We start from the raw sequence: 729 nt of genomic DNA on the forward strand, positions 1-729 counted from the left end.
GCGCCGTGGGTGGTGACCAGGTGGCGGGCCAGTACCGTGCCCAGTGTTCCGGTGGCGCCGGTGATCAGGATGGTGCCCTGGTCCCAGTTGACGGCGCGTGCGGTGCCGGTTCCGGTGGCGGGGTCGGTGCTTGTGCGGGTCAGGCGGGGGACGTGAATGGTCCCGGTGCGTATGGCCAGTTGGGGTTCGCCGCTGCTGAGGATCCGCGGGGTGTCGAGGTCGGTTCCGGGTTCGAGGTCCGCCAGGACGATGCGGCCGGGGTGTTCGGTCTGGGCGACGCGGACCAGTCCGGTCACGCCGGAGGCGGCGAGGTCGGTGACGTCCTCTCCGGTGACGGCGGACAACGGACGCAACGTCAGACCGTCCACGGTCGCCACCGGCGCACCCGTGCCGTCGGCCACCGTCAGCGAGGCCTCCAGGGTCTCGGCCTCCTGGTCGGACACGGTCAGGCGGACACGCAGCGAGGCGGCGCCCACCGCGTGGAGGGTGACACCCGACCACGCGAAGGGCAGCCGGGCCCGGCCCGCCACGTCGACGACGCCGGGCAGCAGTGTGTGCAGGGCGGCGTCCAGCAGTGCCGGGTGCAGCAGGTAACGCCCCGCCTCGGCGCGCAGCGCCTCCGGGAGGGCCACCTCGGCGAACACCTCGCCCTCGCCCAGCCAGGCCCGCCGCAGCCCGCGGAACGCCGGACCATAGGCGTAACCCAGCTCCTCCAGATGCTCGTAGACA

General features: G+C 73.3%; 1 protein-coding gene. It reads right to left on the reverse strand.

Annotated elements, in window-relative coordinates:
- Positions 1-729 (reverse strand): polyketide synthase dehydratase domain-containing protein (locus IG05_RS43160; RefSeq protein WP_037815898.1); only part of this gene is annotated, 729 nt, incomplete at both ends.

Origin of the sequence: Streptomyces sp. NRRL S-1022 (genome assembly GCF_000720135.1) — a bacterium.
GTDB lineage: Bacteria > Actinomycetota > Actinomycetes > Streptomycetales > Streptomycetaceae > Streptomyces.